At 70.1% G+C, this 26,774-nt stretch carries 21 protein-coding genes and 1 pseudogene; 10 read left to right on the top strand and 12 right to left on the bottom strand.

From position 1 onward, the window contains the following. A partial coding sequence (locus ACTWPW_RS37195; protein ID WP_443171420.1) for an RNA polymerase sigma factor occupies positions 1-1,057 on the bottom strand: 1,057 nt, incomplete at its 3' end. Beyond that, complete coding sequence (locus ACTWPW_RS37190) at positions 1,048-1,404, bottom strand: YciI family protein (RefSeq protein WP_443171419.1); 357 nt, start codon at positions 1,402-1,404, stop codon at positions 1,048-1,050. The genes ACTWPW_RS37190 and ACTWPW_RS37195, both read right to left, overlap by 10 nt. Before the next feature lie 1,057 nt (positions 1,405-2,461). On the opposite strand from ACTWPW_RS37190, the gene ACTWPW_RS37185 reads away from it, so the two are divergent. After that, a complete protein-coding gene (locus ACTWPW_RS37185) occupies positions 2,462-3,490 on the top strand; it encodes a trypsin-like serine peptidase (RefSeq protein ID WP_443171418.1) in 1,029 nt (342 codons plus the stop codon). 524 nt (positions 3,491-4,014) lie between these two features. On the opposite strand, the gene ACTWPW_RS37180 is transcribed toward ACTWPW_RS37185, so the two are convergent. After that, positions 4,015-4,644 (bottom strand): hypothetical protein, encoded by a 630-nt coding sequence (locus ACTWPW_RS37180; protein WP_443171417.1) that lies wholly within the window; start codon positions 4,642-4,644, stop codon positions 4,015-4,017. Positions 4,645-4,813: 169 nt separating this feature from the next. Here ACTWPW_RS37180 and ACTWPW_RS37175 point away from each other — a divergent pair, with 169 nt between their 5' ends. Further along, positions 4,814-4,978, top strand: coding sequence for a DUF6461 domain-containing protein (locus tag ACTWPW_RS37175; protein ID WP_443171416.1), 165 nt, complete (start codon positions 4,814-4,816; stop codon positions 4,976-4,978). Positions 4,979-5,092: 114 nt separating this feature from the next. Here the strand turns inward: ACTWPW_RS37175 and ACTWPW_RS37170 are convergent, their stop codons facing one another. Beyond that, a complete protein-coding gene (locus tag ACTWPW_RS37170; RefSeq protein ID WP_375118016.1) occupies positions 5,093-5,455 on the bottom strand; it encodes an STAS domain-containing protein in 363 nt (120 codons plus the stop codon). Beyond that, positions 5,452-5,823 (bottom strand): STAS domain-containing protein, encoded by a 372-nt coding sequence (locus tag ACTWPW_RS37165; RefSeq protein ID WP_443171415.1) that lies wholly within the window; start codon positions 5,821-5,823, stop codon positions 5,452-5,454. Before ACTWPW_RS37165 ends, ACTWPW_RS37170 begins: the two co-directional genes overlap by 4 nt. A gap of 225 nt (positions 5,824-6,048) precedes the next feature. On the opposite strand from ACTWPW_RS37165, the gene ACTWPW_RS37160 reads away from it, so the two are divergent. After that, complete coding sequence (locus ACTWPW_RS37160) at positions 6,049-6,666, top strand: class I SAM-dependent DNA methyltransferase (protein WP_443171422.1); 618 nt, start codon at positions 6,049-6,051, stop codon at positions 6,664-6,666. A 178-nt stretch (positions 6,667-6,844) separates the two neighbouring features. Here ACTWPW_RS37160 and ACTWPW_RS37155 read toward each other — a convergent pair whose 3' ends face one another. Further along, positions 6,845-7,750, bottom strand: coding sequence for a tetratricopeptide repeat protein (locus ACTWPW_RS37155; RefSeq protein WP_443171421.1), 906 nt, complete (start codon positions 7,748-7,750; stop codon positions 6,845-6,847). 1,525 nt (positions 7,751-9,275) lie between these two features. On the opposite strand from ACTWPW_RS37155, the pseudogene ACTWPW_RS37150 reads away from it, so the two are divergent. Continuing rightward, positions 9,276-9,482 (top strand): annotated as a pseudogene (locus tag ACTWPW_RS37150) (response regulator transcription factor); the annotation flags it as partial. 144 nt (positions 9,483-9,626) lie between these two features. Here the strand turns inward: ACTWPW_RS37150 and ACTWPW_RS37145 are convergent. Together ACTWPW_RS37145 and ACTWPW_RS37140 are read right to left on the bottom strand one after the other, a co-directional pair. Continuing rightward, on the bottom strand, positions 9,627-12,302 hold the full coding sequence (locus tag ACTWPW_RS37145; protein WP_443171414.1) for a hypothetical protein: 2,676 nt from the start codon (positions 12,300-12,302) through the stop codon (positions 9,627-9,629). A 177-nt stretch (positions 12,303-12,479) separates the two neighbouring features. Then, the gene (locus ACTWPW_RS37140; RefSeq protein WP_364122752.1) at positions 12,480-13,319 is read right to left on the bottom strand and encodes a prephenate dehydratase; all 840 of its coding nucleotides are present in this window, start codon (positions 13,317-13,319) and stop codon (positions 12,480-12,482) included. Between the two features lie 416 nt (positions 13,320-13,735). Between ACTWPW_RS37140 and ACTWPW_RS37135 the strand changes: the two genes are divergently transcribed. From ACTWPW_RS37135 to ACTWPW_RS37125, 3 genes are all read left to right on the top strand, one after another. Continuing rightward, positions 13,736-15,319 carry a right-handed parallel beta-helix repeat-containing protein gene (locus ACTWPW_RS37135; protein ID WP_443171413.1) on the top strand — a complete coding sequence of 528 codons (1,584 nt, stop codon included), beginning with the start codon at positions 13,736-13,738 and terminating at the stop codon, positions 15,317-15,319. A gap of 110 nt (positions 15,320-15,429) precedes the next feature. Next, the gene (locus ACTWPW_RS37130) at positions 15,430-16,983 is read left to right on the top strand and encodes a pectate lyase family protein (RefSeq protein WP_443171412.1); all 1,554 of its coding nucleotides are present in this window, start codon (positions 15,430-15,432) and stop codon (positions 16,981-16,983) included. A gap of 108 nt (positions 16,984-17,091) precedes the next feature. Then, the gene (locus ACTWPW_RS37125) at positions 17,092-18,606 is read left to right on the top strand and encodes a beta-N-acetylhexosaminidase (RefSeq protein WP_443171411.1); all 1,515 of its coding nucleotides are present in this window, start codon (positions 17,092-17,094) and stop codon (positions 18,604-18,606) included. 24 nt (positions 18,607-18,630) lie between these two features. On the opposite strand, the gene ACTWPW_RS37120 is transcribed toward ACTWPW_RS37125, so the two are convergent. Together ACTWPW_RS37120 and ACTWPW_RS37115 are read right to left on the bottom strand one after the other, a co-directional pair. After that, a complete protein-coding gene (locus ACTWPW_RS37120) occupies positions 18,631-19,611 on the bottom strand; it encodes an MBL fold metallo-hydrolase (RefSeq protein WP_443171410.1) in 981 nt (326 codons plus the stop codon). 188 nt (positions 19,612-19,799) lie between these two features. Then, on the bottom strand, positions 19,800-20,906 hold the full coding sequence (locus tag ACTWPW_RS37115) for a hypothetical protein (RefSeq protein WP_443171409.1): 1,107 nt from the start codon (positions 20,904-20,906) through the stop codon (positions 19,800-19,802). A 266-nt stretch (positions 20,907-21,172) separates the two neighbouring features. On the opposite strand from ACTWPW_RS37115, the gene ACTWPW_RS37110 reads away from it, so the two are divergent. Beyond that, positions 21,173-23,422, top strand: a complete 2,250-nt coding sequence (locus ACTWPW_RS37110; RefSeq protein ID WP_443171408.1) for an AfsR/SARP family transcriptional regulator — start codon at positions 21,173-21,175, stop codon at positions 23,420-23,422. Between the two features lie 96 nt (positions 23,423-23,518). Beyond that, positions 23,519-24,052 carry a GNAT family N-acetyltransferase gene (locus ACTWPW_RS37105; RefSeq protein WP_443171407.1) on the top strand — a complete coding sequence of 178 codons (534 nt, stop codon included), beginning with the start codon at positions 23,519-23,521 and terminating at the stop codon, positions 24,050-24,052. Between the two features lie 47 nt (positions 24,053-24,099). Here the strand turns inward: ACTWPW_RS37105 and ACTWPW_RS37100 are convergent, their stop codons facing one another. Next, entirely contained in the window at positions 24,100-24,873 is a 774-nt protein-coding gene (locus ACTWPW_RS37100; RefSeq protein WP_443171406.1) for an SDR family oxidoreductase, read from the bottom strand. An 83-nt stretch (positions 24,874-24,956) separates the two neighbouring features. On the opposite strand from ACTWPW_RS37100, the gene ACTWPW_RS37095 reads away from it, so the two are divergent. Continuing rightward, positions 24,957-25,586, top strand: a complete 630-nt coding sequence (locus tag ACTWPW_RS37095) for a TetR/AcrR family transcriptional regulator (protein ID WP_443171405.1) — start codon at positions 24,957-24,959, stop codon at positions 25,584-25,586. A 507-nt stretch (positions 25,587-26,093) separates the two neighbouring features. Here the strand turns inward: ACTWPW_RS37095 and ACTWPW_RS37090 are convergent. After that, complete coding sequence (locus ACTWPW_RS37090) at positions 26,094-26,576, bottom strand: S26 family signal peptidase (RefSeq protein ID WP_443171404.1); 483 nt, start codon at positions 26,574-26,576, stop codon at positions 26,094-26,096. Positions 26,577-26,774 lie beyond the last annotated feature (198 nt).

Here is a 26,774-nt window from a genome sequence, read left to right as displayed (position 1 = left end):
GGTGGTAGCCCGGCAGGTCCAGCTCGTCGCTCGCGGCCGGTGTAGGCGCCGGTACATGCACCTCGGCGACGGCGACCGCGCGGTTGAGCGCGATGATCGGGGTCGGGGTGTGCCGCAGCAGCTGGTCGTACAGCGCCAGCACCTGTGTCCAGTCGGTCGCCGGCCCGTCGGTGTGCACGGCGTTGATCGCGGCCTGCAGCTGGTACGGCCCCGGCTGATTGCGGCGCAGGCACCGGTGTACCAGCTCGTGTCCTTCGGCGATCAGCTCCCGGTTCCACAGCGACCGGTCCTGCTCGGCGAGCACCACCAGCTCACCCGAAGGCCCCACCCGAGCGGGCCGGCGGGCTTCGGTGAGCAGGAGCAGCGCCACCAGCCCGATCACCTCTGGCTCATCGGGCATCAGCTCGGCCAGCGCCCTGGCCAGGCGGACCGCCTCCAGGCACAGGTCCGTCCGCAGCAGCTCCCCGGAGGTGGAGCTGTAGCCCTCGTTGAAGACCAGGTAGAGCACGGTGAGGACCGAGGACAGCCGATCGGGGAGTTCGGCCGCGTCGGGCACCCGGTAGGGGATGCCGGCGTCACGGATCTTCTTCTTCGCCCGGACGATCCGCTGGAAGACGGTCGCCTCCGGCACCAGGTAGGCCCGCGCGATCTCGGCCACCTCCAGCCCGCCGAGCAGGCGCAGGGTGAGCGCGGTCCGCGCGAGCGGCGACAGCGCCGGATGGCAGCAGGTGAAGATCATGCGTAGCTGGTCGTCGCGCACCGGTCCCACCTCCTGCGGTTCGTCGGGTTGGTGCAGCAGCAGCGCCTGCGCGTGGCGGGCCTCGCGGGTGGACTCCCGGCGCAGCCGGTCGATCGCCCGGTTGCGGGCTGTGGTCACGATCCACCCTCCCGGATTGGGCGGCAGCGCCTCGTGCCACTTCCGCACGGCCACCGCGAACGCGTCCTGCACGGCCTCCTCGGCGAGCCCGATGTCACCCAGCAGGCGCGTCAGCGTGGCCACGCACCGGCCGTACTCGGCCCGGTAGACGCCGTCAAGATCCACCGGGGTCAGCCCCACTGCGCGTCCTCGAACGGGCGCACCTCGATCGGGGCCCCGCAGGCCAGCGCGCACTTCTCGGCCCAGGACAGCGCCTGGTCCAGGTCCTCGCACAGGATCACCCAGAACCCGCCGAGCTGCTCCTTCGTCTCGGCGAACGGGCCGTCGGTCATCGTGGTCGTGCCGTTGCCGGGGCGCACGACCGTACTGGCGTGCGAGGGCAGCAGGCCGCCGACGAACACCCACGTACCGGCGGCCTGCATGTCGGCGGTGACCTGGGCCGTCCGGGCCTGTTGCTGCTGCATCTCCCCCTCGGACGGCGCCGGCGCGCTTTCGTCGAACTGGACGGCCAGCAGGTACTTCTTCACGGCGTACTCCTTCTCATGGCGAACTCTTCGAAAGGATCAGACGGACAGGCGGCGGGCGATCGCCGTGCCCGGACGACGAGCCGAGCGGGCAAGCACCAGACCCACCACGGAGAAGATCATGATCAGCCACCCCCCGCGGCGGTGAGCCCACCGATGATCAGCGGCTTCGCGGGAGCGGCGGTGACGACGGACATCGCGTACCTCCGGTGAGTGGCGACCGGCCCGTTGCCGGCCTCTCACCTTGGCTACGAACGCGCTCGACGCCATTCGACACCACCACAGAAAGAAATCGGAAGACGCCCTCTTCCCGACCGCGTTCGAGGCGGCAAGGCCCCCTCGTCACGACCGATCCGACGGCATCACCCGCTCGAGCGTTTCTTGACCTGCCAGAAGGAGTAAGTACGCCATCCTGGCCCGCCACCACCGGCACCTTCGGCATCCTGGTCCACGGCGACGACTCCGAGATCTTCAAGGGCTCGCGCAACCGGGTGCACCACAACATCTCGGTGGGACTGGGACCCGGACGGTACCGCTCCTGCGCACCGTCTTCCGCAACAACTCGATTCACCTGCCGAACGAAGAAGCCGAGGGCGTGGTCTGCGACGCCAGCCGCACGAACGAGCACCTGACGATGACACGGAATGCCGTCCACGCCAGGAAGAAGAGCGTCTAGGCCCCCGGCGTCACCGCCGTCTCCAACTCGTACAACGTGCTGGACGGCGACCAGCACCAGGCAGGCGACGACGGCACCGGGACCGTCTCCGAGAACCCGCGGTCGACCCGGGCAACCCGCTCCAGCTCCTCGCCGGCAGCAAGGCGATCGGCCTGGGCAAGGTCAAGTACGGCGAGATCGACATGAACGGCGTCACGATCGGCCCGGGCGGCGGCATCGAGGCCGGCGCCTACGAGTACGCCTCCACTCCCTGATTCGAACTCGTGATCCAGAAAATGGCCTCCAGGGATGGCCTATTGCGGTCTTCCCTGAATAAGATCTTGATCGTTCGTCTGCCGACGGGGGCCCACGAGGCATCCCACGATCGAACGGGGAGATCCGACCATGAAGCGCACACTGATCGCGTTAGGCGTCGGCTTCGGGCTGGTGGGCGCCACCGCCATCGCCACGCCGGCCCAGGCCGCGGTCGTTGCCACGGTCACGCTGGCCGGCACGCCCGGCGCGCCGCAGATCGCGACGTTCTGGCTCGCCAACGGAGGCGCCAACCTCAAGAACGCCACACCCTACTCCGTGCGGACCTCGGTCTCCGTGACCGACGCGACCACCGCACCCGTGCCGGACACCAAGCCCGGCAGCGTCCCACCGCTGAGCCCGGACACGGGGGAGGCGCCCACGACCTCGGGCAAGGTGTTCTTCGTCGGCGCCGACGGGCAGCCGCACTGGTGCACGGGCACCGCCGTCCAGGGCCAGTACCGCAACCTTGTCGCCACGGCCGGGAACTGCGTGCTCGACATCGACGGCGCCTCCGCCACGCAGAGCCAGGTGGTGTTCGTCCCCGGCTACTCCGATGGCACGGCGCCCAAGGGCCTGTACGTCGGCAAGCAGGCCTTCGTCCACGAGGAGTTCTCCCTCTACGACGACTTGGAGCGCGACTACGCCTTCATGAACGTGTACAGCGGCGTCGTCGCCGACTCGGCCGGCGTGCTGAGCAACGTCGGGCGGCTGGCGGACAACACCGGCGCGCAGGGGTTCGCCTGGGGCCAGCCGCTGCCGCCCTCGCTCGACGTGTTCGGCTACCCGGCGGGCCCGCACCCCGACGGGACACTGCCCTACACGGGCCAGACCCTCGAGCGGTCCACCGGAGCGGCGTCCGGGCTGGCGGCCCCCGAGCTGTCCGCCGAATGGCTCCTCGGCGCCGAGTCCCCGTTCACCGGCGCGGGCTCCCTCGGCTCCGCGTGGCTGCTGCGCTACGACGCGGACAGGGGGCTCGGCCACCTCAACGGCATCACGATGAGCGTCTCCGACACCGATGCCGACAACCGCTACGACACCGGCGTCTCGCCGTACTTCGACTCCCAGACGGCCACGGTCTACAAGGCCGCCGCGGTGGCTTGGACCGGCCGCATCGTCTAGAGGCCGTGTTTCAAGGTGTGGGTGTGCCGGTGATCGTGAAAGGAAGAGGTCGCCGGTAGTCGGTTCAACGACCAAGAAGAACGAACCACCGGAGACCTCGTCACCGGCGTGGCGGTGACGAGGCGGCACGACCTCACCCACCGCCGGTCGGAGAGACGACCACCGGAGCGCAGGCCGACAGCCCGCTTCAGGTTCAGGCAGGTTTGACCATGGTTAACACCGTCCCTGCGCGGCGCATCGCCGTACACAACGAGCCGCCGCGCCCCCAGCCCACCGCGTTGCCCGGCACCTGGGCCTTTCGGGGTCGTGGACCTACCGTGGGGATGGCTCCGGCGCAGGGGCTCTGGCTCGTACTTCGCCTGATCGCGTTGACGTCCGGCATGACGTCGGCGGTCCACGGTGTCAACCACCGACCATCTCAGTCGAATTCGTGACTGGGATCAGCACAGCGAGACGCTCGGCTGGATATGCGTGGTTCGACCGCCTCGAGACATCATGCCTGGGCCGGCAACCTCGGATGGCGGCTACGAACGCCGCCCGACCGGCGTTTCGGGAAGCTGCCCGACCACCTTGCCCTCGGAGTCCAGCACCTTGATCACCGGGTTGTCGTCGCCGTCGATCTCCAGCACAATCCTCGGGCGTCCTCGCGAGTCGCTGAGCACCAGGAAGGCTCCTTCTGGAGTGCTGTAGCCGAGCTGGACGCGAGGCGGCATGGCGGGCACCTGGTCGATCGGGAGCGCCGGATCAGGCATGTGCTTCATCTCCAGCAGCGCCGCGCCGTGGACGCCCTCCCAGCGGGCGGCCAGCGTGATCGCCTGGGCGTTGGTGTAGTCGAGCGAGATGCTGGCCCCGACAGAGGAGGCAACGATTCCTCCCTTCTCGTTGCCGTCGCCATCATTGAAGATCAGATAGGTGCCTTCGGGCCCTTGGCGGTGGTCCGCCGGGTACGTCTTGCCCCCAATGATCACGGGAGGTTTGCTCGAGCTCGCCAGAAAACGCTGTCGGCCTCGGCGGTCCACCACCCGGAACGATTCCCGGGCCTGCTCCCCGGAGGACTCCGCTCGGGCGGGTGCACTGCCCCCCATCACGGTCACACCGCTTGCCAACAACGCGGCCGCCGTTCCGATCGCAGCCCGCCGATCACACTGCTCCATCTCCCGTTCCCTTCTCTTCGGAGGGCAACCAGTTGATCATCTGAGCGCTGCCGTGTCCCTGCGGCAAGCATGAAGATCGCGGGTGGGGGTAGCCTCCCTCCGCTGATAGAGCCATCCACACGTCGGCACGATCCGGTACGAATCCGCCGACCAGGGTTATTCGGAGAAGGTGCCGGACGAACTCGTCGAGACGAGGGAGCGGATCGATTCCGTCTGCCCGACACTCGCCGGCCTTCACTTCCGCTTGGCCAAACACCTCACGGGGATCCCACTGACACAGCAGCTGCTGGAGCAGTCCACCTACCTGAGCGGGGTCGTTCCCGGGCCGAGGTGACCAGGACCAACCGTCCGAGGTGGCCACTCCGCTGTAAACTCCTGCGGGCTCCACGGAAGCACCATTCACCGCCGTACGGAATCTCGCCCGTTCTCGTTGGCGCTCGCTGTTCGGTTAAGGCTGTCGTTCGACGCCACCGATTCGCTCTACCGCGGCCGTCGCCTGTTCCAGGTGGTCGTAAGTGTTCACCGCCGGCCAGGAGCCGGTGATCTCCAGGATCCGGGCTGTCCGTGGCTGTAGTCCGGCCAGGTGCATGGCGGCGCCGTGGGCTTGGGCAAGGGTCGCGGCGGCGAGCAGCACGGCCAGTCCTGAGCTGTCCAGGAACGACAGCCGGCCGGCGTCGATGATCAGATGTTCGTCCAGGCTGCGGCGTACCTGGTCGATGTAGGTCTCCAGCTCGCCCGAGGTGATGGCGTCCACCTCCCCGGTGATCGTGATCACGCTCGCGCCATCCACGTATCGGTGCGTGAGGATCACGGTAGCCTCCGCAGGCGCGGCGCCGAGGCGGTAGAACTGAGCAGGGTCGTGATCGCCGCCTCTGCGCTGGGATGGATGTTGAGGGCATCCCACACTTCGGTGATCTGCAGTACGCGGGCGGGCAGATCCTGTACGGCGGCCAGGTGTAAGGCGCTGCCCTGCTTGCGCACGTCAGCGTGGACGCGGAGCAGGACGTGCAGGCCGATGCTGTCCATGAAGGTGAGCCCGCCGAGATCGAGCACCACGGGCTGGCCCGGCCGCCGCATCCGGCCGATGTAGGACTCCAGGTCATCGGCGTTGGTCGCATCGAGCTCGCCGGCCACGCTGATCACCACAAAGGCCGTGAGTGAGCGGCAGTCAAGGCTCAAGGATGTCATGGTGGGCCTCGGCGGGTTCAGGCTGCGGGAAGCTGAGCGATGATGATCACGACCGTGTTGGAGGTAGGCCCGGTTGGTACGGCGGCGTCATCGCCGTCACCGCACAGGCTATGAGTGAACACCGGTGCAGGAAAGCCAGTTCGTCACATGATCTTGGGGTGGCGAGGTGTATCCGTGCCGCATTCCTGGTTCTGCCGGGGCATGTGACTCCGGTTCATACGACGTGGCGGTCACTCGACCGCGGCCCAGCCTGCCTATCCGACGGCCCGGGCGAATGACTACGACAGCTTCGCCGAGGCGTACTCGGCGGAGACCGAGAACAGCCTCATCAACGCGTACATCGCGCGGCCCGCGATCATGGCCCTCGCCGGGGACGTGGCCGGCCGCCGGATCCTGGACGCCGGCTGTGGCTCGGGCCCCCTGTCGGCCGCGCTACGCGAGCGCGGTGCCGTCGTCACCGGCGTCGACGCCGGCGCCGGGATGCTGGCGGTGGCCAGGCGGCGGCTCGGTGACGACGCGGACCTGCACGTGGCCGACCTGCGTGATCCGCTGCCGTTCGACGACGGCGCGTTCGACGACGTGGTCGCCTCGCTGGTGCTGCACTACCTGGAGGACGGGCAGCCGTTCCCGATGACCTTCTGGCGCCGGCCGTTGCAGGCGATGACCGATGCCTTCGCCGCCGCGGGCTTCCGCCTCGCCGTCATCAGCGAGCCGAAGGCCGACCCGGCCGCCCGTGAGCAGTTCCCCGACGACTTCCCGAACTTCGCGGACAAGCTCGCCTTCCTGTGCTTCGTCGTCGAGGTACCGCCGCCGGATGCTGGCGCGGACGCCTAGCTGACCAGCGACCTGGTTCCTTTCCCGCGCCGGCGCGGGTAAAGCACGAGATCGGCACGGCCGGCAGGCTCGCCAGGTCCACTCTCTCGGAGGTCAGGCAGGCGTGGCGGCTCGATCCTCTGCCGCCACTCGTCCCACCCCGCTGATCAGGCCGCCGCCGTGTTTCGGTGGAGGTGTCTCAACCCTGGCGGAGATTCCGGCGGGCGCGCTCCAGGTCGTCTCTGGCGGTCTTGGTCAGCGTCTGCTCGGGGCCCATGACGGCCTCGAATCGGTTCACGACCCATGCGTATTCGGCCAGCGCGTCGGTGGTCCGTCCGACCGCCTCGTAAGCCGCGGCCAGGGCATGCCGGGTGATCAGCGTGTCGGGATGGTCGGCGCCCAGCAGCCGCGCCTGCTGTCCGGCGACGTGCTCGTACAGCTGGACGGCCTCATCGGCCCGGTCCGCCGCCTTGTACGCGCGCGCCAGCTGCCCTCTGACGACCCAGGTGTCGGGATGGTCGGCATCGAAGATCCGCTCATGATCGGCTATCAGCTGCTGGAACAACCTGATGCCCCGCTCGGGCCGGCCTCCCTCGACGTTGGTGTAGGCCTGGAAATAGCGCGCCGCGAGCAGGGTGGGGTGGTCGGGTTCAAGCACCCGCTCCTGGTCGGCCACCACCCGATCCAACAGCGGCACCGCCTCCGCCGCCCTGCCCGCCATCGTGTACGAGAAGGCCACCGAAGCCCGCGACCACAACGTATCCGGGTGATCATCACCAAGGATCCGGGAACGCTCGTCCGCGACCCGCTGGTAAAGTCCGGCGGCGTCCGTGGCCTGGCCCGCGTACTCGAAGGCATGCGCCAGCGTGTGCCGCGCCGTGAGGGTGTCCGGGTGCTCGGCTCCCAGGAGCTGCTCACGCCCCCTGACGACGGCTTCGGCGATCGGGACGGCGCGGCCGCCGTCGTTGAGATAGACCAGGTGGGACGCCACGCCATGGCGGACCCGGAGCACGAGCTCGGCTGCCGTGCGCAGCCGCGCGGATTCCTCCTCGGGAACCTGCTCCACGGCCTCCCACAAGGCTGTCGCGTGCTCGGCCGCCGCCATGATCGTGGGGAACTTCCGCCAGGTGTCCTGGTCGGAGATGTCCTCGACGGCCGCGCACAGCCGCTGCGCGGCCGTCTCGATCATCTCGGACAGGGTGCGGTCACGAGCGGCCTGATCGCGTACGGCACGCCGGACGAGGCGGTGGACGAACGCGGTCGTGTCGCTCCGGCTGAACGTGACCAGCGATCGGGCACCCAACTCGGCCAGAGCCGTCTCCGCCTGCGGGCCGAGCAGGTCGGGATCGACCCCGGACGTCGACAGCACGGACAGCTCGCCGAGCAGGTGCGCGGCGGCCGGACTGGTCTGCCCGACCGACAGCATGATCGCCTGCGCGACGCCGGTCGGGTACGGCTCGCCGCGAGGCCGCGCGAGAAGCACCTCGATGGGGGTGGCGTGCAGCCGTTGCAGGTAGGACGCGCAGGACAGGCGTGGCGGGCCGACCAGAGCGGCGGCGGCGATGCCCAGGGCGAGCGGCAGGCGGTCCAGCTCCTCGGCAAGCGACCGGAAGCCGCCATCGTCTCCGCTCACCCGCGTGCGAAGGTAGCCCACCGCTTCTGCCTCGGTGAACTGCTCCACCGGAACCAGCGTGGCGAGCCGCTCGAATGAATGATCATTTGTGGTGATCAGCACGCGCGTCCGGCCGTGCGAGGGGAGCAGCGGCGCGAGCAGATCGGGGTCCGTCGCGTTGTCCATCATGACGAGGTACGGCGCACGCCGCTCCTGGAGCCAGCCTCTGACCTTGCGCGCCACGGTCGCCGAGTCGTCGACGTCGCTGCGTAATCCGAGTTCGGCAGCCATCTGATCCACGGAACCGTGAAGTTGCTCGACGGTCTCGGCGTGCAGCCAGGCCACCGGGATGCCCTGCTCGATACAGCGCCGGGCGTACGCCGCCGCCAGCTGGGTCTTCCCCACCCCGCGTCCACCGACCAGGGCGCCCACCGCCGCCGTGTGAGAGGCGGAGAACAGCTTTTCGATGCGCTCGCTCAGATCCGGACGCGGCTGAAAGGCCCTCGGCTCGCGGGGAACGTCACCGATCACCGCAGGCACCGGGCGCGGGTCACCCTTCGGGGCAGGCGGCGGGCCGGCGCTCGGCACCGGCTGCCCGGCCCAAATGGCAAGCGGCGTTCCGGGAAGCAGGACGACCAGGCCCACGACGATGCCTGTGGTGTCCAGCCCGAGCCCGTGCGCCACACAGATCCACCAGGCCAGAATCCCAGCCGTCGACGGCAGCAGCGCCGCGATCACGACCTTGAGCCAGCGCGGCAGCACTTCATCCCTCTCTGCGCAGAAAAGGTGTCTGTGATGAATCGGAAGGCCGTACCCGATGAGTGTCACACGCCGCCGGCCGATGACGGGAGAGGGGCGGGCCGGCTCGTCGCCACGATCAGTCCTGGGTGAGGGCGGCGGCCGCGGCGCGCGGATCCCGGCACGCCACGGGTGTGAAGCGCGTCGGTCATGGCCGCGGCCGGTGCGGGGCGCTTGAAGGCGGAGCGCTCCTGCGGTTCGCTGTTGGCGGCTGAAGGCTCCGCTCGAACGGCTCACCCCTCGCGAACGCGACGTCCTCGCGCTCATGGCCGAGGGGCGCTCCAACACCGCGATCAGCCGTGCGCTGCTCGTCTCCGACGCCGCCGTGGCCAAGCACGTCAACAGCATCCTCGCCAAGCTCGAGCTGCCGCCGGCGCCCGACGACCACCGTCGCGTCCTGGCTGTGCTCGCCTACCTACGAGCCTGACGGGGTGAAGGGGTAGGGCGATCCGGCGACCGCGACTTGCGGGCCCGGGCACCGCCGAGCCCTCGAACGGCCAGGTCGCAGGCAGGCTCTGCGCCACCTTGCGAGCGACCCGGCCCGTTCGAGGAGGGCTGCCGGGGCCGGCGGCTAGTGGTGCGGCACGTAGCCGAACATGAACACGTTCGGCGAGCCGCTCCCGGTCGTGTTGGCCCTGGCCCGCGCCGACGTCCGGACCCCCAGGGCGTCCAGCGCCTCGTTGGCGGCGACGCTGGTGCCCGCCGCGCCGTAGTAGACGGACATCCTGCCGATCAGCCCCTCCGCCGGGTCGTACGTCATCGGCACGTTGAGATCGAACAGGCTGCCCTGGTCGTACGGCCCGCCTTCGTTGATCTCGCCCTCGTTGACCAGCTTCGTCCGCCCGGCGGCAGGATCGGCCGAGGCGAAGCCGTCGTCGCTGACGTACTCCGTGCCCGGCGCAGCCGTGTCGGTGGTGAGGAATTCTTGGCCCGCCGTCGGCTCGACGTTCCAGTTCATCACCCGGCGGTAGGTGACGTGCGGCTGGTCGGCGGCCTCGCCCGCGGCCCGTACGGTCACCTTGACCTGGTACAGCTCGGGCCGCGCCGACGGCACGAACTCGTGCTCCACGATCAGGTCGCCCGTCGGATGCCCGACCTTGAGCACGGACTTGGCCGTGGAATCCGTCGCGTCGAAGCTGACCACCTCGATGTTCCCGGTGCCGCTGCCCGGCAGCCCGGAGATGCCTCGCCCGGCGTGGGCCCAGGTGGAATAGGCACCCGCGCCGACCGGCCAGGTGACCTGCGTGCCCCAGCCCTCGCACGGGCACTGGTGCGCCGGGTCGGGGTGGGCCAGCGCCTCGGCCCCCGTGGGCACGTAGCGCAGCCCGAGCGAGGTCACGCCCTCCCCGGTGGAGGGGCCGCAACCCTCCTCGATCAGCGTGCCGTACTTGCTGACGCCCAGCTGTACGGTGCCGTTGGTGATGCCGGCGCTGTCCAGCTTGCTCGCGCCGACCTCCCAGTGCACCTTCGCGGGCGGCTCACGGTGGTCGACCTGCGCCGGGTTGTGGTGGGTGAACGCGAGGGTGATCTGCCGTACGTGTCCGCCGCACGGGCCCATCCGCACGCTCTGGTCGAAGTCGGGCAGCGGGGTGACGCTGTCGTCCTCGTACGCGCGGGTGGGGAAGTCCTTCCAGTGCATCGTGGAGATCGTGACGAAGCCGACCTGCTGCTCCACCTTCGCCTTGAGCGCGACGATCCAGGATCGCCACGTCTTGTCGGAGGTGGCCTTGGGCGCGGTGATGTCCAGGTAGGCACTGCCGCCGGGGTGGAGCGTGACGTCACCGCTCACGGTCCCGCTCTCCTGGAGGTTCACCACCTGGCGCGCCGGGCGGGGGATCGCGGGGAAGGGGTCGCCCTTGGTGGTCCGCGGGTCGGCGTCCAGGAGGTCGCACCACTTGGGGATGTCGGGGTCGGTCATGTGCCAGACGCCGCCCCACGGATCGCCCGGGTGCCCGCCCTTCGCCTCGCCGCAGAGCTGGTAGCTCGCCTGGGCGAACGCGATGGTCTCGTGGACGATGTGGCTGCCGAGCTGCTGCACCGTGTTGGCGAGCTGGATGCCGGGATCGCCCTCGTCGGAGGCGGCGATGTTCTCCCACGACTTACGGATCACATCGGTGTCGAAGCGCTCCTCCAGGAACTCCGCGAAGATGAACCCGCCGTACTGCCGCCCCCGCGCGAAGCCGTCCCAGTGGGTGAGCCGCAGGTCGGGACGGCCGAGGAACTCGACGATGTTCTTGGCGTAGTCGTAGCGCTCGGTGTCGGGGAACCCCGGAGCGGGCTCGTCGCGCACCGACTGATGCGTCGCCCACTCCGCTGTCGCCTCCATCCACGACTGGAGCGGGACGAAGTTGCCCACCTTGTTGATCACATCGGTCTTCATGTAGGCGTATTGATGCACATGGAAGACCTCGTGCCGCGGCGTGGACCACTCGTCGGCCTTGTTGCCCATCCAGATCGTGTTGCGGGCACCGAGCAACGACGTCGGCGGCGTGAACGCGTCGGTCTCCGTGCCCCGGCTCGACCCGTACAGCACGACGATCGGGTCGTCGTTGGGCCGCTTGTAGCCCAGGTTGGCGTAGTCGTAGAGCGCCACCTCCAGCTGGCCCGCGGCCCGCTGGATGTAGTTGGGGATGCCGTCTCCCTCGATCCCGTAGGTCCAATACGGCACCGGCCCGTCGTCGGTGTCCACCGGCCGGTCGCCGTCGACGTTGTACCAGATCTCGAAGTGCGGGGTGCTGTGCTTGCACTTCCACCGCCCCACCCAGGCGAGGTTCAGATCCTTGTCGCACTGCGAGAACCCGGGCACGAGCGCCGTCGTGGACGGCTCCGGCTCGGCCGGCGGGCTGTCGAAGGCCCCCTTCGCGATGCGGTTGACGATGCCGTTGCGCACCCCGTGCGGGAGCTTCTGCAGCACGTCGTTGACCACCAGCGCCAGGTACGCGTGCTCCTGCTCCGTGAGCGACTCGTCCCGGTACCTCTTCGGCGGGTTGTTCCCCTGGAAGCCGAGCTTGGCGTATCCGTGGTTGACGAACGCCTGCTCGTTCAGGCTTCCGGAACGTACATCCTCCAGCAGCGCCCGCAGACCGGGCGCGAGCTTGGTGTAATCATCGCGCGGCTGCTGATCGGCGGCGACCTCGGCGAGCGCCGGAGCCGACCGCTGATCCGCCTGCGCGGGGGCGGCTACCGCCCCCAAGGCGACGATCATGAAGGTGATCGTCGCCACCCGTAACACGCCTGCCAGCCCCATGTGATGCCTCCCCGTGGATGATTTCCCGGCCGACGGTGACAGACTTCGCGGGCTCGCACAAGAGCGGTGCGCCGGACCGTCAAGTCAAGAGCAACGCCTGCGTGCACGGGGGGACCGGGCTGGAGGGCGCCGGACAGACGGTGGTCCAGGAGGGCGCCCCGGCGGCCGTGCCGGGACTCAGCCGGCGCGGGACGGGTCGGCCGGGTAGACCCCGAGGATCTTCACGTCCGTGGTGAAGAACGCCAGCTCCTCCAGCGCGTTCTTCAGGCCGGGGTCCTCGGGGTGCCCGTCGACCTCGGCGAGGAACTGGGTGGCCGCGAAATGGCCGCCGACCATGTAGCTCTCCAGCTTGGTCATGTTGATGCCGTTGGTCGCGAACCCGCCCAGCGCCTTGTAGAGCGCGGCCGGCAGGTTGCGGACGTTGAAGACGAACGAGGTGACCACCGGGCCCGCGCCGCGCGGTGCCTGGATGAAGTGCGGGCTGAGCACCACGAACCGGGTGGTGTTGTGCTCCTCGTCCTCGACGTCGCGGGCGAGGATGCGCAGGCCGTAGATCTCCGCCGCGAGCGGCGGCGCGATCGCCGCCTGGGTCGGGTCGTCCGCCTCGGCCACCTCGCGCGCGGCGCCGGCGGTGTCACCGGCGATCACCGGCACCAGGCCGTGCTCGCGGATGATCCGGCGGCACTGGCCGAGGGCATGCACGTGGCTGTGCACGGCCCTGATCGTGTCCAGGGTGGCGCCCGGCGGCGCCATCAGGTTGAACTGGATGCGCAGGAAGTGCTCGCCGATGATGTACAGGTCCGAGGTCGGCAGGAAGTGGTGGATGTCGGCGACCCGGCCGGCGATCGAGTTGTCGATCGGGATCATCGCCAGCTCGGCCTCTCCGTTCTCCACCACCGCGAACACGTCCTCGAAGGACGCGCACGGCACCGTGTGCCAGTCGGGGTAGTGGCGCTTGCACACCATGTGGGAGTTCGAGCCGGGCTCGCCCTGGTAGGCGATACGTCGTGCGGTCACCGCAGCAGTTTCCCACGCGGACGGAACCCGGTTGCCCGGCGACGGCCCGGTCCGCTGCCCGCCGCCCAAGACAGCCGCGGCGTGCCGCGGATGAAAGTTTCAGCGGCCGCTGCAACTCGGGCAGCCGCCAGGCGGGCAGCCTGACCAGCCCGGATGGCGGGCCGGCGGGGTGTGCCGCCATCCGGGACTTCTCATCCCCGCCACCTTGTGCTTCACTCCAAACGCACCTGGGAAAGCGCTTACCAATTGAAGGCGGGCGCCTTCTCCGCGGTGTCCGGCAGGTCAGCGCGCCAAGCGCTCACATCCCCTCAGCCGAACTGGAGTTTCACCGTGCGCAGAAACCGAAAATCGGCGGCCGTGCCGGCCACGTGGCCGGGTGGCGGCCGCTCGTCGCGTCCGTCGCCGGGAGGCCATCGATGCGCCTGACGCCCTTCCTCGCATGCGCCGGCCTGGTGGCCGGCGTGCTCGTCGCGCTGTCCGGGAACCCGGCGCACGCCGCGCCCATCCGGTACGAGGCCGAGACCTCTCCGGCGGTCTGCGTCGGCACGATCGACTCCAACTGGGCCGGCTACTCCGGCACCGGTTTCTGCAACGCCGACAACGCCACCGGCGCCTACGCCCAGTTCACCGTGAGCTCCGCCACCGCCGGCACCGCGACGCTGGGCATCCGCTTCGCCAACGGCACCACCACCGCCAGGGCCGCCGGCCTGATCGTCAACGGAGCCACGGTGGCGACCCCGTCGTTCGAGGGCACCGGCGCATGGTCGGCCTGGGTCACCAGGACCATGACCGTCTCGCTGAACGCCGGCGCCAACACCATCCGGCTGAACCCGGCCACCGCCGCCGGCCTGCCCAACCTCGACCACCTCGACGTCGAGACCGGTGACCAGCCGCCGCCGGCGAACACGTTGTACGTCGCGACCAACGGCGACGACGGCCACCCGGGCACGCAGGCGTCGCCGCTGCTGACGATCCAGCGGGCCGTGGATCTGGCGCAGCCGGGACACACGATCGTCATCCGCGGCGGGACGTACGCGCCGAGCACGAACATCCAGCTGGTCAAGAGCGGCACGGCGAGCCGGCCGATCACGATGACCGCGTACCAGGGCGAGCGGGTGATCATCGACGGCGAGAACATGCCGTACACGCCCGGCGCGGTCGGCTCCACCATCCCGCGCCCCGAGCGCGGCGCCATCCACATCGAGGGCGAGCACTGGCGGCTGGTCGGGCTGGAGATCGTCAACGGCCCGTACGGGATCTTCGGCCTGGACACCAGCGACAACGTCTTCGACCTCCTGACCGTCAGGGACAACTACGAATCCGGCCTGCACCTGCAGGGCGCGTCCAGCAACAACCAGATCGTCAACCTGGATGCCTACGGCAACCGCGACCCGCGCAAGAACGGCGAGAGCGCCGACGGGGTCGCCATCAAGGAGGGCTCGGGCAGCGGCAACGTGATCCGTGGCGCCCGGCTGTGGCACAACTCCGACGACGGCCTGGACTTCTGGATGTTCCTGTCCCCGGTCACCGTGGAGTCGTCGGTGGCCTGGGGCAACGGCGTCAACCGGTGGAACCTGCCCGGCTACACCGGCGACGGCAACGGCTTCAAGCTCGGCGGCGGCGACCCCGACCCGCCGGCCGGCCACGTCATCCGCAACTCCGTCGCCTTCGACAACGCGGTCGGCGGCTTCATCGACAACGGCAACCCCGGCCGGCTGACCGCTGACCGCAACACCGCCTGGCGCAACGGCGGCACCGGGTTCGACTTCGCCGACTCCGGCTCCACCCTCACGAAGAACCTGTCGGTGGCGAACCAGACCCAGGTCTCGCTCGGCGCGTCGTCGTCCGGCTCGGGCAACTCGTGGGACCTCGGCGGCTCATGGACGTTCACGAGCACCGACGCGAGCGTGATCAAGGGACCTCGGGCGGCCGACGGCTCGATCCCGTCCTCCGCCTTCCTGCGTCCGTCCAACGGCGCCGACGTCGGCGCGCGGATCTGACGTCGGCGCGTGCCGCAGCACGGTTTCGCTCCCCGGCCGCTCCGGAGAGAGCACCGACCCGACAGAGAAGAACGCATCCAGCAATCGACGACGACGAAGGTGAGACGAGCATGAGACGAGCAGTCGCCTTGCGACTTCAGGCGGGGCTGGCCGCGGCGGCCGTCGCGGCCGCGGTCGGCATGGCCCTACCGGCATTCCAGGCGTCGGCGGCGGCCGGCAGCGCCACGGGCTACGCGACCGCCAACGGCGGGACCACCGGCGGCGCGGGCGGGCAGACGGTACGGGCCACGACGGGCACCGCGATCCATGCGGCCCTGTGCGGCCGGGCCAGCAGCAGCACCCCGATCACCATCGAGGTCGAGGGGACCATCAACCACGGCAACACCAGCAAGGTGTCGGGGGAGAGCTGCAACACCGCCGCCGGCGTGATCGAGCTCAAGCAGATCAGCAACGTCACCATCATCGGGGTCGGCGGCGGGGCCGTCTTCGACCAGGTGGGCATCCACATCCGCGAGGCCGCCAACATCATCATCCAGAACGTGACCGTCCGGAACGTCAAGAAGTCGGGCTCGCCCACGTCCAACGGCGGTGACGCCATCTCCATGGAGAGCGACGTGCGCAACGTCTGGGTCGATCACGTCACCCTGGAGGCTTCGGGCGGGGAGTCGGAGGGGTTCGACGGCCTGTTCGACATGAAGGACAACACCCAGTACGTGACCCTGTCGTACAGCATCCTGCGCAACTCCGGCCGCGGCGGGCTCATCGGGTCCAGCGAGAGCGACCGCTCGAACGGCTTCATCACCTTCCACCACAACCTGTACGAGAACATCGACTCCCGTACGCCCCTGCTGCGCGGCGGCATAGCTCACATCTACAACAACTCCTACGTGAGCCTGCATGAGTCCGGCATCAACTCCCGAGCCGGGGCTCGCGCCAAGGTGGAGAACAACCACTTCAAGGACTCCAAGGACGTCCTGGGCACCTTCTACACCAGCGAGGCCGGCTACTGGCAGGTCGCCGGCAACATCTTCGACAACGTGACCTGGTCCAGCCCCGGCAGCGAGAACAACCCCGCCGGCCCCGACCCGCAGTCCAACACCTCCGTCAGCGTCCCGTACTCCTACAGCCTCGACGGGGCCGGTTGCGTGCCGGGCATCGTCCGGCAGACGGCGGGCGCCAACAAGGGGCTGCAGGTGTCGAACGGCAACTGCTCGCCGCAGACGCCGACGGCGACGCCGACACCTACCGGCCCCACGCCGACGGTCACCCCCACGCCGACGATCAGCCCCACGCCCGGCGGGAACAACCTCAGCATCGGGGCCGGCTCCGACGGCTCCAGCAAGGCCGACGGGACGAGCTACGGCAACGTGCGGGACGGCAACCTGAGCACCTACTGGTCACCGGCCGGCTCGACCGGCGACATCTCCATCAAGTGGGGTTCGGCCCAGACGGTGTCCAGGATCGTCATCCGCGAGGCGTCGGGCGCCGCGGGCGCCATCGGGTCCTGGCAGGTCCTCAACGGCACCAACGGTGCCGTGCTGAAGTCCGGCAGCGGTGCGGGCAGCATCACCTTCGCCCCGACCTCGCTGAGCAAGATCACCTTCAGGATCACCGGCTCGACCGGCACGCCGCGGGTCGCCGAGTTCGAGACCTACGCCGGGTAGATCGTCAGGTTCGGTGCTCGGCCGGCCGGTGCCACCCGGCCGGCCGTTCACCGAGCCGCCTGGCGAATGACTCGTTTCTGTGGTGAGACTGGGCGTATGGCGTCCGAGGTGAGCTTGATCCCTGCCCCGCGTCGGCTCGAACGGGCCGGAGGCTCAGGGGCGTTCGGCGGGGACGCGCGTACCGGTGTCGATCCGTCGCTGGGGCCGGAGGCGTACCGGCTGACCGTGTCGGCCGGCGGCGTCGAGATCGTGGGCGGCGACGAGGCCGGTGTCTTCTGGGGGCGCCAGACCCTGCGGCAGATGCTGGGCCCGGACGCCTTCCGCCGGGCCCCCATCACGCGAGGGCCGGTCACTGTGCCGTACGTGACCATCGAGGACATGCCGCGCTTCGCCTGGCGGGGCTTCATGCTCGACGTCGCGCGGCACTTCCTGCCCAAGGACGACGTGCTGCGCTATGTCGACCTGCTGGCCGCGCACAAGCTGAACGTCCTGCACCTGCATCTCACCGACGACCAAGGCTGGCGGGTGGAGATCCGACGGTACCCCCGGCTGACCGAGGTCGGCGCCTGGCGGCGGCGGACTCGCATGGGCTGGGGCGAGCCGCCGCTCTGGGACGAGCGGCCGCACGGCGGCTTCTACACTCAGGACGATCTGCGGGAGATCGTCGCGTACGCGGCGGAGCGGCATGTCACGGTCCTCCCCGAGATCGACCTTCCGGGCCATTCGCAGGCCGCCATCGCCGCCTACCCCGAACTGGGCAACGCCGACGTCGTCGACACCGCCGCGCTGGAGGTGTGGACCGACTGGGGATTCAACCGCAATGTGCTGGCTCCTACCGACGGCGTGCTGCGTTTCTACGAGGGCGTCCTGGAGGAGGTGCTGGAGATCTTTCCCAGCCGGTACGTCCACATCGGCGGTGACGAGTGCTTCAAGGATCAGTGGCGCAAGTCGCCCACGGCCCAGGCGCGCATCGGTGAACTGGGGCTCCGGGGCGAGGACGAGCTCCAGGCCTGGATGATCCGTCACTTCGACCGCTGGCTCGCCGCGCGGGGGCGGTGCCTCATCGGCTGGGACGAGATCCTAGACGGCGGCCTGGCAGCGGACGCGGCCGTCATGTGCTGGCGGTGGTACGGGGGCGGGATCGCCGCCGCGGAGGCCGGGCACAGCGTGGTGATGTGCCCGCAACAGGAGGTCTACCTCGACCATGTGCAGGCCCACGGCGACGAGGAGCCCGTACCGTTCGGATGGGTGCACACGCTGGAGGACGTCTACCGCTTCGAACCCGTACCGCCCCGGCTGGCCGGCGCCCCGCACGCGGCCAACATCATCGGCACCCAGGCCAACCTGTGGACCGAGGTTGCCGAGAACCGCAGCCGGGTCGACTACCAGGCCTTCCCCCGCCTCGTCGCGTTCGCCGAGGTGGCCTGGTCGGACCTGCCGGACCCGGACGAACGCGATTTCGAGGACTTCGAGCGCCGGATGAGCATGGCGCACTATGCCCGCTTGGACGCGCTGGGCGTCGGATACCGCCCGCCCACCGGGCCGTACCCATGGCAGCAACGCCCCGGCGTTCCCGGACGCATGCACAACAAACCCCGGAAGACCTGGCGGATGGCGAACTGACCGCGACGGCCGGGAGCGGCCAGTTCAAGATCCGGTGTGCTGGTGCTGCTCGGGCAGGCGGCTTGCCGGGTGCGCCCACAACAGGACGTTGTCCAGCCGCCCGTCCGCCGCCTCCGCCCGCTCCCGCCGGAAGAACGAGAGGATCTCTCGGTCCGAGTGGCGCAGGCTGAAGTGCACCAGGACGAACAAGGTCTGCGGGTGCGCCTCGACCAGGGGTCTGAGCCGGCTCCACACCGTGTGCCCGACCCGATTCGCGCGCTCCTCCTCGGCGTCGTCCAGGAAGGTGCACTCGGTGATGACGACCGGATAGTCGAAGAGCCACGGGTTCCGCTCGAACACCTTCACATGGGTGTCGCCGAGAAAGGCGAACAGCGCCCGGCTGACCTCGGCGTCGACCTCGGCCCCCTCCTTGCGCCGCCGGGCCATGATCCGGCCGAACTCCTCGCCCCGCCCCTCCCTCACCAGGGACCGCCGCAGCTCCTCGAACTCCGGCCGCAGCGCCTTGCGCCGCTCCGAGAAGGCGTATCCCACGCAGGGCACCTTGTGCTCGCACTCCACCACCCGCACGTGGTGTCCGCGGCGCCCGAAGACGAACTCGTCGTCCTGCCGCACGCCATGCAGGCGGTGACCCCCCGCCAGCGCGGGGTCGAACCCCGCCCCGTGATTCAGTTCGGCGGACGCACGCAGGTAGGACTCCGCGTACGGCACCGACTCAGCGGGCAGGTAGATGTCCGCGCCGGAGGACGCCAGGAAATCGAGGTCCTTGGAGTGATCGTGGTGGGTGTGGGTCAGGAAGACCGTGTCCACCTGCCGCCCCTCACACAGCCCCGCGTCGAGGCTGCACCGTAGCTCGGGGATGTGGAAGAAGGTCTTGTCGTTCGCGCGGGAGTAGCCGGTGAGCGTCAGCTCGGTGCCGTCGATCCGCCAGGTCTTCCACTGCCGGAAGGGATGCCCTCGCTCCAGCAGCTCGGGGTGGTCAAGCCGTTGCTCCGGAACCTGCATCATCGAGGGCGCCTTTCCTGAGCGGTCGTGGACAGCGCTTCCCGCCGCCGGTGATCAAGCGTCCGCGATCGTAGCGCCCGATCTTCCCCCGGGCACACCGGTTTTCCGGGCCGGCGGTGGAGTCCGCAGCCCCGACGAGCCCGGGGCCCGCGCATCGAGGACCCCGCGTGGTCCTGGGGGCCGCCTGACTCTCAGCGGCGGCGGTAGGTGACGATCGACTCGGAGTCGCCGTTCACGATCGAGGTCGCCAGCCACAGCTGGGACGTGCCCGGGATGCGCTCGATCACCGCCCGGGTCACCTCGCCGGGCGACGGCGAGCGCTCGCGCGTCCACGTCCGGCCGTCCCAGTGCAGCAGCACGACGTGCCGCGGAGTGGTCCCGGTGCGCAGGCTCGCGATCCACACGTCGTGGGGGCCGGAGGCCGTCACGCTGGTCAGCTCGCCTCGCCAGTCCGGCGGCAGCGCGACCCGCGTCCAGGAGGCGCCGTCCCACCGCAGGACGAGGGGGCTTTCCCCGGCCTGTCCCACCGCCCACACGTCGGACGGGTTGTTCTGCCAGACGGCGCCCAGCGTGCCGCCGCCCGGCACCACGGGCATCTCGGACTGCTCGAACCCGCGGGCCGAGCCGTGCCAGACCATCGGCTGCCCCATGCGTGATCCGGCGATCCAGGTGTGCCCCGCGCCCGCGCTCACCGCGCGCAGCTCGTCGGCCGGCGGGTTGACGGTGAGCTTCCGGCTGAAGCGGGCGCCGTACCCCTGCATCACCTGCGAGGACGAGATGAGGACGACGCGACCGCCGTCCACCGCGACGTCCCGCGACGTCATCGGCGACCGATGGCGTCGCCAGGAGCGGCCGTCCCACTGCAGGGCGACGGGCTCGTCGAAGGCGCCGCCGCCCACCGCCCAGGCGTTGGCCGGCCCGTCGGCGTCGACCGCCGCCAAGCTGCCGGTATGGCCCGCCGGCAGACGCCGCCAGCGGGAGCCGTCCCAGTGGCGCAGGGTCATCTCCACGCCGTCCTCCCAGCCCTTGTAGCCGGCGGCCCAGGCGAGGCCGGGGGAGGCGGCGCTCACGTCGTACAGGCCCCGCTCCCAGCTGTCGTCGTCGGGCAGGCCGGGGACGAGCTCCCACCGCGCCGACAGCGGAACGTCCTCGTCCACCGGCGTCGGCGTGGGCTCGGGCGCGAACTCGGACGTGGGAACGGGCACGGGTGGCGGCTCGGATCTGACCGCCGGGGTGGGCGCGGCAGCGCAGCCCTGCACGACCAGGCAGGCCGCGACGGCCAGCAACCGTGCTCTCATCGGCGCCTCCGCGACGGACTATACAGCGCGCCTGCGAGCACGGCGGTGCCCGCTGCGCCCCGCTCTCCGCCCTTCGCGAGACCGGCCTGTCCATCGCCTCATCGAAGCGTCGGCCCGGTCCCTGAAACGACCGCCGGGACCGAGGCCCCGGACGAAATGACCGCACTATGTCTGGTTGCTGCCCTGTTTTGCTCCCGCCGGGTGCTGCACAGTCTGAACTGCCGGGGGCGCGTGACGGGGCGCGTCAACGCAGGAGTGGGGGTGTCATGGCCGCTTTGCGGTTTTCGCTGCTCGGCCCATTGACAGTGACTTGTGACGGGACGCAGCTGTCGGTGCCGGTCGGCAAGATCCGGGTGCTGCTCGCCGCCCTCCTGCTCCGGCCCAACCAGGTCGTCCCCCTCGACCAGCTCACCGAGCGTATGTGGGGCCAGCGGCCTCCGCGAAACCCGCGCCGGGTCGTGCAGACCAACATCGTACGCCTGCGGCAGATCCTGGATCTGAGCGAAGTGATCCAGACAGAGCCGGGCGGCTATCTTGCCTGCCTTGAGCCCGGCCAACTCGACCTGCTCGAGTTCCAGCAGTTGATGCGGCTGGCAGCCGACGCGGCGACGCCGGTGCTGGAGAACCGCTTCCTGCACGAGGCGCTCGCTCTGTGGCGCGGTCCGGCATGCGCCGACGTCGACTCCGACGCCCTCCACCAGATCGATGTCCCGCCCCTCACCGAGCAGCGCCTTTATGGGCTCGAACGCCGTATCGACCTCGATATCCAGCTGGGAGAAGACGCCGCGCTGATCGCGGAGTTGCGTGGGTTGACCGCCGAACATCCCCTGCGGGAGCGTTTGTGGGTCCAGCTCATGACCACCCTGTGCCGGACCGGACGGCAGGCCGAAGCCCTGGAGGCCTACCGCACCGTCACCCACCTCCTCAAGGAGGAGCTCGGCATCGACCCCGGCGCCGAGCTGCGACGGCTGCATCAGGCCGTCCTCACCCAGGAGCATGCGCACCAGACGCGTCCCCCTTCGCCCGCGCCGTCAAAGGCACGGAACGGGAGGCAGCCGCTCCTCCGTAAGGAGGATCCGGCAGCGGGTGCGCTGCCGCGCACCTGGCGGGAGCGGGAGTCGCTGACGCAGGAGCACCTCGCGGCGCGGGCGTGCCTCAACGTCCATGCCGCGCCCCGGCAGCTGCCCACCGATGTGGGGTCGTTCGTCGGCCGGGAGCCGGAGCTCGCCGTCCTGGTGCGGGCCGGTGACACGACCACGGCGCCGATCATCGCCATCGACGGCATGGCGGGAGCCGGTAAGACCGCGCTGGCCGTCCACGCCGCCCACGAGCTGGCTCCCCGCTTCCCCGACGGGAACCTGTTCATCGACCTGCACGGCTACACCTGCGGCGTGGCTCCGGCCGACCCGGCCGACACGCTCGCCCGCGTGCTCGGTGTGCTGGGCGTCCCCGGCGAGTCGATCCCGCGACACCTCGACGACCGGGCGGCCTTGTACCGCAGCGTGCTGGCCGACAAGAAGCTGCTGATCGTGCTCGACAACGCCGCCGACGAGGCACAGGTTCGGCCGCTGTTGCCGGGGGAGGGCAGCTGCCTCGTCCTGATCACGGGCCGGCGGCGGCTGGTCGGCCTGGACGGCGCGCGTACGGTGACCGTGGACGTCATGCCGCTCACGGACGCGGTCGCGCTGTTCGCCGCCACCGCGGCACGACAGCGCCTCGTCGACACGCCGGCGGAGGCGCTGACCGAGGTGGTGCGGTGGTGCGGGCTGCTGCCTCTGGCGATCCGGCTGGCGGCGGCCCGGCTGAACGCCCATCCCGCCTGGAGCGTGAGCCATCTCCTGGAGCGACTGCGACGGCGTCAGCACCGGCTGAGCGAGCTGCACGCCGGGCAACGCAGCGTCACCGCCGCCCTCGACGTCTCCTACCGCACGCTCACCACCGCCGAGCGGCGCGCCTACCGCCTGCTGGGGTTGCACGCCGGCGTGGACATCACCCCTGACGCGGCCGCGGCCCTGCTGGCCACCACCGTCACGCGTGCCTCGGTGCTGCTGGACAGGCTGCTGGAGAGCCATCTGCTGCAGGAGCAGGTTCCCGCCCGCTACCGCTTTCACGACCTGATCAGTGCCCATGCCGCCGAGAAGGCTGTCGCGGAGGAGCCCGAGGCCGAGCAGCGTGCCGCGTTGAGCCGCCTGCTCGACTACTACAGCCGGGGTGCTTCGGCGGCCATCGACCGCCTTTATCCGTACGAATTCGGCACGCGCCCGTGCCTTGACCCGAGCGGGATCCTTACGCCTCCGATGGCCGATGCCGCCGGCTGGCTGAAGGCGGAGCTGCCCAACCTGCTCGCCCTCGCCCGGCACGGCTTCCCCGACCGGTTCCATTCCCTCGGACCGGGCCTGGCCGCCCAGCTCCCGATCCGTCGGGTCGTCCGGCTTCTCGCCCGCCACCGCGGCGCCCTCCAGGGCGACCTCGCCACCGCGTGCACCTCGGACAACGGCGCGCCGGTCGGCTTGTGAGCGTTCCTCCGCGTCTCCTGACGCCGAAAGCGCGACGGAGGCGGTCAGGATCGGCGCGGTTTGCCGCCGGACAGCCCGGTCGGATAGGAAGTCGGCATGCTGAGAGGTAGCAAGGTCGGGCTCAGGGCCCGGTACGAGGACGACATTCCGATCCTGCGGACCGAGCTCTACGACGACGTGGTCAACTCCTCGCGGGCCGAAGGCGGGCCGTGGCGGCCGATCACCCCCGGCTCGAAGGATCCGCGGCTCGTGGTGGACGACAAGGAGCACGGGCGCGTCCCGTTCTCGGTCGTGGAGCTGGACGGCGGCACGCTGGTCGGCACCGCGACGTTCTGGGGCATCGACACCCACAACCGGTCCGCGCACATCGGGCTGGGGCTGCTGCCGTCGGCCCGTGGCAAGGGCTACGGCACCGACGTGGTCGCGGTGCTGTGCCACGGTTTCGTCGTGCGCAGCCTGCACCGGCTGCAGATCGAGACGCTGTCGGACAACGTCGCGATGCTGCGCGCCGCGGAGCGCAACGGTTTCCTCCGCGAGGGCGTGCTGCGCTCCTCGGCCTGGGTGATGGGCGAGTTCCTGGACGAGGTGCTGCTCGGGCTGCTCGTGCAGGACTGGAAGCCGGCGCTGTGACCGCTTGTCGGGTGGGACCGGCGCGGCGGTCCCACCCGAGAAGCGGGTCACAATCCGGCGCCGCCGGTCGCGTCGATCACCCTGCCGGTCACCCAGCGGGCGTCGTCGGAGGCGAGGAAGGCCACGATGCCGGCGATGTCCTCGGGCTGCCCGACGCGGCCGAGGGCGGCCAGTGACGCGGCGTGGGCCTCGGCCTCCGGGTTGCCGCGCAGCCATCCCGCGTTGATGTCGGTGTCGACGATCCCGGGGGCCACCGAGTTCGCCGTGATGCCCCGCGGGCCCAGTTGCGCGGCCAGGTTGAGGGTGAAGGTGTCCAGGGCGCCCTTGGTGGCGGCGTAGGCGATGATCTCGGGCATGGCCAGGCGGGCGGCGCCGCTGGAGATGTTGATGACGCGCCCGCCGTCGCGCAGCCGGCTGAGCCCGTGCCGCACGACGAAGAAGGGCGCCCGGACGTTCACCGCGAAGACCTCGTCGAACTGCTCCTCGGTGAGCGCGGCCAGGTCGGAGCTGCGGCCGATGCCGGCGTTGTTGACGATGATGTCGACGCCCGGCCGGAGCGAGTGCGGTTGGACCCGGGCGTCGAAGGCGGCCCACAGCGCGGCCGCGTCGCCGTGCCTGCCCAGCTGTGCCCGGATCGCGAACGCCCGGCCGCCGTCCTTGCCGATTCTCTCGACGACCTCGTCGGCCGCGGCCTGATCGCGGGCGTAGGCGACGGCCACGACGGCGCCGTCCCGGCCGAGCCGCTCGGCGATGGCCCGCCCGATCCCCCTGCTGCCGCCGGTGACCAGCGCCACCTTGCCCTCCAGCATGCGTCCGTCCATGATGTCCGTCCTCCATTTATTGAGTGATTGCTCAACAAGTACGCTAGCACGACTTCTTGAGCGGACGCTCTAGAATGTGCGGCATGGGTCAAGCAGGCACGGCACGGGGCCGCCCGCGCACGTTCGACCGTGACGCGGCACTCGCCGCGGCCACGCGGCTGTTCTGGGAGCGCGGTTACGAGGCCACCTCGCTCAACGAGCTCACCGAGGCGATGGGCATCCGCCCGGGCAGCCTGTACGCCGCCTTCAGGGACAAGAAGGCGCTGTTCAAGGAGGTCGTGCACACATACGCCCGCTCGCCCGTCGGTGCGTTCGTCGGCGTCGCCCTCCGCGAGGAGCCCGCGGCGTACCACGCTTTCGCCCGCATCCTGCGCGAGGCCGCGGCGATCTACCCCGACCCCTCACATCCCGCCGGCTGCCTCACCATCAGTGCCGCCACCAACGTGACCGTCCAGGACGCCGAGATAGCGGCGTTCCTGCGCGACCTGCGCAACGCCAACCTCGAGATCTTCCACGACCGCCTGCGCACCGCTCAGCAGGATGGCGAGCTCCCCGCCGACGCCGACCCCCGCGCCCTGGCCGGCTACTTCGCCACCGTCATCCAAGGGATGTCGCAGCGCTCCCGGGACGGAGCTGACGCGGCCGAACTCGCCGAGATCGCCGAACTGGCCCTGGCCGCGTGGCCGCGGCACGAGCCAGGTCCGCCAAGCTGACGCACAGCCCTCGATCGGCCAGGCGGGAGCAGCGAACTGCTCGTCAACGTTAGGAGTCCCCACGAGGTCAGTGGCGGTGGCACCGCACCGCATTCTCCGGCTGGAGGTTTACCACCCCTCCACGAAGAAGTGGGAATCCAGCGGCCATACACAGATCAAGAGCAAGACCGCCTGCTCAAAGGCGCACCGCAGCAAGGCCGGCTGGGGTTACCAGGCCTGCGCGAAGGACGTCATGCGCCCACTGCTCGAAGGTGATCTTCCCGCTGCGGAAGTCGCCGACCGGCAGCACGCCACCGTTCGCCTTCGGCCAGGCGTACGAGTTCGGTGGCGAGCCCGGGGGCGGAGACCGGCCGGCTCAGCATGAACGGTGTCACCTTCACCGGGCCACCCGGGATCGGGCCGGCCGGCGCCGGCTCCTCCCGGCGGCGCTGCCGATTCGGTCTCGAAGAACGCCACCGACGCCTTGCGGCCGGGCGTCGTCACGTCGATCACGACGCCCACACCGCGCTAGGAACGGCAGCCAGGCCACCTCGTGCCCCCGGAATCGAACCATTGACCGAACAGAACCACGCCGACCACGCCGCCCGCCGGATACGGACCCCACACGCGCGAGTCGAGCCCGTGACGAAGGTTGTCGCTCAGCACCAGCACCGTCCCCGCAGGCACCCGGTCGGACTTCACGGCCGCGCGCATCCTGGGAGGCACTGGCTGACCTGGCAGGCCCACGAGCCGCTTGACCTGGAGCCCGGCCGAGGGTGAGCGCTGTACGGCGCCGGCCTCCACGACCGTGCCGGGCGGGTCAAGCACCACGATGTCCGCCAGTTTGAGCTGAGTCACCTTGCGGCGCCGGACGAGAACGCGGTCGCCGTCGCGGAGGGTCGGCTCCATGCTGTGTCCCGCGACCGTCACCAGCACCGTGTTGCGCCGCACCCATCGCAGGGCGCAGAAGGCGGCGGCGATCACCACCAGCAGCACCGTGGTCAGCAGCAAAGCCCGGCCTCCTGCGTGTCGTCGGCGGGCGCGACGGACGTGGGTCGCGCGTCTCCAGTAAACGTCTCGTCGGCTTCGTTCCGGCTTCACGCGCAAGGACGGGTGTGCTCGTCGTCCGGACCCTGGTGGAGCACTTTGAGGCTGGTATGACGCAGCCCCCGCCTACATTTCCACCGAAGCTGTCCAGCAGGAAGAGGA

The sequence above is a fragment of the Nonomuraea sp. KM90 genome (assembly GCF_052246675.1).
Taxonomy (GTDB): Bacteria; Actinomycetota; Actinomycetes; order Streptosporangiales; family Streptosporangiaceae; genus Nonomuraea.
This window is presented reverse-complemented; position numbering and strand designations above follow the sequence as displayed.